The following is a 3,804-nucleotide window of genomic DNA, read 5'->3' on the forward strand; positions in this document are numbered from 1 at the left end:
GTAAATGAAATAAGTGCTGCGATGTTACTGACGGAGATTGGCAACTGTCATGAGTGTATTTGGAAGCAGTGACAGAATATGCTCATGGGCAGGAATATGCCCTGGCAATAACGAAAGTGCAGGAAAAAAAAGAGTGGTCGGACGTGCAAAGGAGGGCGGCTCCGCCCCCTCCTCAGACCTCCCCTGCAAGGGGTCATGGACCCCTTGACCCCTTTATACAGATACGATACCAAATCATCATTAAAAGTCATTTTTATTCGTCAACGACCTTGTCCTGGTTTCTGATAAACCATGTGGGGTCTGTGATTATCTTACCCGGGTAGGGTTGCATTTCGTCGGTGCCAAAACGGCTTGCATACTGGGTTGTAAAGCCGTCACAGATAAATCCTGCGGCGCAGAACATACACCTGTCGCTCTGACAAAAGCCGTCACGTTTGACCTTGTTGGCTACGTAGAGGTGATACTCGGCTTCGGATTTAAAGATGCTGCGTATGTGTTCCGGGACGTGGTAGGCGATGTTGCGCGTATCCATGCAGAACCAGCTACAGTAGTCCCACTCGTGGCTGTCGTAGCTGAGTTGGGGGTAGTTGTAGCACTTGTTTTCGTGACCCTTCATGATGCAGAATGGCAAATAACGCACGTTGGCCTCCAGACCTACCTCGTCGCAGTAGTCAAGGGCCTCTTTGAGGTATGGGGTTATTTCGAAGTGTCTTGACTGGAAATCTATATCCATCTTCGTAGACCATTCACCGAAGGGGTTGTAGTTTATGAAGTTTATCACTCTGCCGCCGGCGTTATAGACAAGTTCTGCTATTGTCCTGAGCTGGTGGCGATTGACTGCGGTCATGGTGCAGTTGGCGCGCCACTTCATGTCGATGGCGTGGAGGTTTTCCAGGGCGGTCATGACGTTCTTCCAACTGCCCTTGACCTTGGTCAGGTCATCGTAGGTATCTCCGAGGGCGTGGATGGAGCACAGGAAGTCGTAGACGCCGTATTCTTTGAATTTCAGGGCCTTGTCTTTTTTGGCCAACGCCTGCATGTTGGTAATCAGCGTGGGGGTCAGGCCGATCTCCTTACAGTAGTCCAGGAGTTCAAAGATGTGTGGATAGACGGTTGGCTCGCCGCCTGTGATGTCCACCCAATCGTTGTCGTAGAGCGTTCTGTACTGATGGGCGTCTTTTTTGCATTCTTCAATGGTGTGCCAGTCTTTTGCGGGGGTGTAGGCGTAGTAGCAGAAGACGCATCGGACGTTGCACAGATACCCCACGTAGAGGACGCCGCGTTTGGTGATGCTGCGTTGTCTGGTCTTTGTGAGGTTGGTGGCGGGACGTATAAATGGCGCTGTGGAGGGTAGCGCCTCAGTGTCCGTACTGTCAAGGACGGTTGTCTTTTTGGCATTGCCATTTGCGGAGTCCCTGTAGGAGTCAAAGCCGATTACCTTGCCGTCATCATATTGATCGCCAAGGAGTTGCCCGATGTATTTTCTGATCTCTGCCTCCCGGCCAAGCGGGGTTATCAGTATTGAGTCTATATCTCGGGTGTAGTCTTTCAGGGCATTTGGATGTGCTATGGTACGGCCCATAAATTGCTTCCCTGCGAGGTTCTTATCCACGACCAGCTTTACGGTCTCTCCCAGTACGGGCAGCAGGGATGTGGCAACGGTGCCGGCGCCGTAGATGGCGATGGCCTTTTTACGGAGGCTGTCTCTGAGGAGTGCTGCGGTTTTGGTGATTATTGCCATTTCGGTGTGGACTGTTATTGTTCTGGCCTCTCTAAGGTGAAACCCCGGAAGGTACTGGACACCCGCTGAGAACTTAAATGGTCGTATGTAGTCATCGTTACCATCAGTTGTAAGCGATATGGATTGCACCCGGTATCCCAGGGTCTTCAGGTTCAGACAGAGCGCCTCTTCCGGTGAGGCATGGTCATCAGTGGCCGTAAACCACGATTCTTCGGCGTGCTTACAGACGAGGTCTCTTATGGCGGCAGCATCTGCCAGTATGGCGTCAAAGGGGGCGACGATTATCGCATTGCCGGCATCGCAGGATTCTGCAACGTTCACCATTTGTCTCAACGTCGAAAGACTTGCCTTGTCAATCCCACGCACCCACAACAGGTATGTGAAGGTTTGATGATAGTCCTCAAGGGCTGCGGCCTTCAGCAGTGTCCTTCTGGCTCTGATGGCATCGTCGTCGTGGTGAAAAAAGCAGAAACTCTCAGCGTGAAAGTAGCGGGAGAGTTCCAGATAAAATTCGTGTACTCTCAGGCGTGTCTCTTCGGTGGCATTTTTGTCAAGCACTATGGCAGCGGCTATTTTGATGTCTGAAGGTTGTTTCATATCATTGCCTCGTTATTTTTTTAAGTATTTTTCGAGCCACTTAAGCTCTTGCACGGTGTATAAGCAGGTATTAATAAATTCCTGCCACTTGCGGACAAAAATGCCTCTGTCGCCGGAGTTGTCAGTTGAAGTGTGGGACGTCATACGCTTTATGCTTATATCCAAAGACGTTGCCACCTTTTTACCCATCCTCCAAGCCTGCATACATATGTCGGCGCCACAGAGGCTGCCCCTGTAACCGACGTCAAAGTGTATCTTTTCCGGTTCCGCAATAAAGACAACACAATCCGCAACCATGGGCACATACAGCGGGGATTGCATCCCTGCCGGCAGGTCTGTGATCTGTTCAACGGCGCCGTCAGCGGCAATAACCGCCCCGGCAATCTTCACCTCTGACCCTTCAGCGTACTGCTGACACCCCACCACGAGGACGTCGGAGTTAGCGGCAATATCTCGCAATTGCGCAAGCCAGCGCACATCCTCTATGAGCACGTCGTCAGAGAGCAGCACCAACGGTCGGCCATCGGTCAGCTTCCTGAATCCATCAAGATACTGCCCTCGGTTGAAATCCTCACCGTAGGCGGCATCCACAATAAAAAGTTCCGCCATGGAAAGGTCGGTCTTCTTCAGGTGTTCAATACACCTCCTCGCCCGTGGATGGTTCATGTCCAACGTCTGGAGTACCAGCATCAGTTCCTTCATAATCTCTCACCTATAATAACTGTTTTCATCAACAAACAACAAGTTTATATCGGTCTGATATAATTTTACCTTTAACTTTGTTGAACATCAAGCATTCGCAGAAAGGGGTCAAGGGGTCAGCGACCCCCGGCATAAAAGGGGGCTGGCCCCCTTTCTTTTCTCTTACGGTCAAATGCGATTGCCCTGGTGTGTGCGGTATTGCCGTAGGTTTGGCATTTGGGCTATAATTAAAATATGTAGTTTGCAACCAGAGTATGGATGACGTAACGATAAATGATATGAGGAGCTTTCTACGATGAGGAGTTTTTATTCATATGGTCCGGTCAACTGTCGGAGTCATTTTTGTGTACCTCGCAGGGAGCTGATAGAGAGGTGTGCAGGGCAGTTGATTGGCGACATAGTAGATGAGGGAGGCCGGTATTTTACCATCTGGGCGCCCAGACAGACGGGCAAGACGTGGGTCATGAGACAGGTCAGGGATGACATCCTGGCCGGGTACAAAGACCGCTTTATTGTTGGTACGATGTCCGTTCAGGGGACGGTCTTCAAGGACGATGACGACGTAGATAGCTTTCTTGCAAAGGTCCCTATGCTGATTTGGGAGACTTTTAAACTCAGGATAGATGCTCCTGGGAATTGGGAGTCTTTTAAGAATCTCTTTGATCGTACTGATGGTATATTTAACCGTCCAATTATCCTGTTCATCGATGAGTTTGACAGCTTGCCGCCCAAAGTTATCGATATGCTGGTAAAGATGTTCAGGG

2 protein-coding genes and 2 pseudogenes are annotated in these 3,804 nt (G+C 50.4%); 2 read left to right on the top strand and 2 right to left on the bottom strand.

The window, feature by feature from the left end; translation table 11 throughout:
• Positions 1 to 153, top strand: a pseudogene (locus tag HWQ67_RS14160) (transposase); the annotation flags it as partial.
• Positions 154 to 253: 100 nt separating this feature from the next.
• On the opposite strand, the gene HWQ67_RS14165 reads toward HWQ67_RS14160, so the two are convergent.
• Both HWQ67_RS14165 and HWQ67_RS14170 read right to left on the bottom strand, forming a co-directional pair.
• Positions 254 to 2,338 carry a radical SAM protein gene (locus HWQ67_RS14165; protein ID WP_218253341.1) on the bottom strand — a complete coding sequence of 695 codons (2,085 nt, stop codon included), beginning with the start codon at positions 2,336 to 2,338 and terminating at the stop codon, positions 254 to 256.
• Between the two features lie 12 nt (positions 2,339 to 2,350).
• Positions 2,351 to 3,040 (bottom strand): hypothetical protein, encoded by a 690-nt coding sequence (locus HWQ67_RS14170; RefSeq protein ID WP_218253342.1) that lies wholly within the window; start codon positions 3,038 to 3,040, stop codon positions 2,351 to 2,353.
• Between the two features lie 295 nt (positions 3,041 to 3,335).
• Here HWQ67_RS14170 and HWQ67_RS14175 point away from each other — a divergent pair.
• Positions 3,336 to 3,804: pseudogene (locus tag HWQ67_RS14175) on the top strand (hypothetical protein); the annotation flags it as partial.

Source organism: Candidatus Magnetobacterium casense (assembly GCF_019173545.1).
Lineage (GTDB): Bacteria > Nitrospirota > Thermodesulfovibrionia > Thermodesulfovibrionales > Magnetobacteriaceae > Magnetobacterium > Magnetobacterium cryptolimnobacter.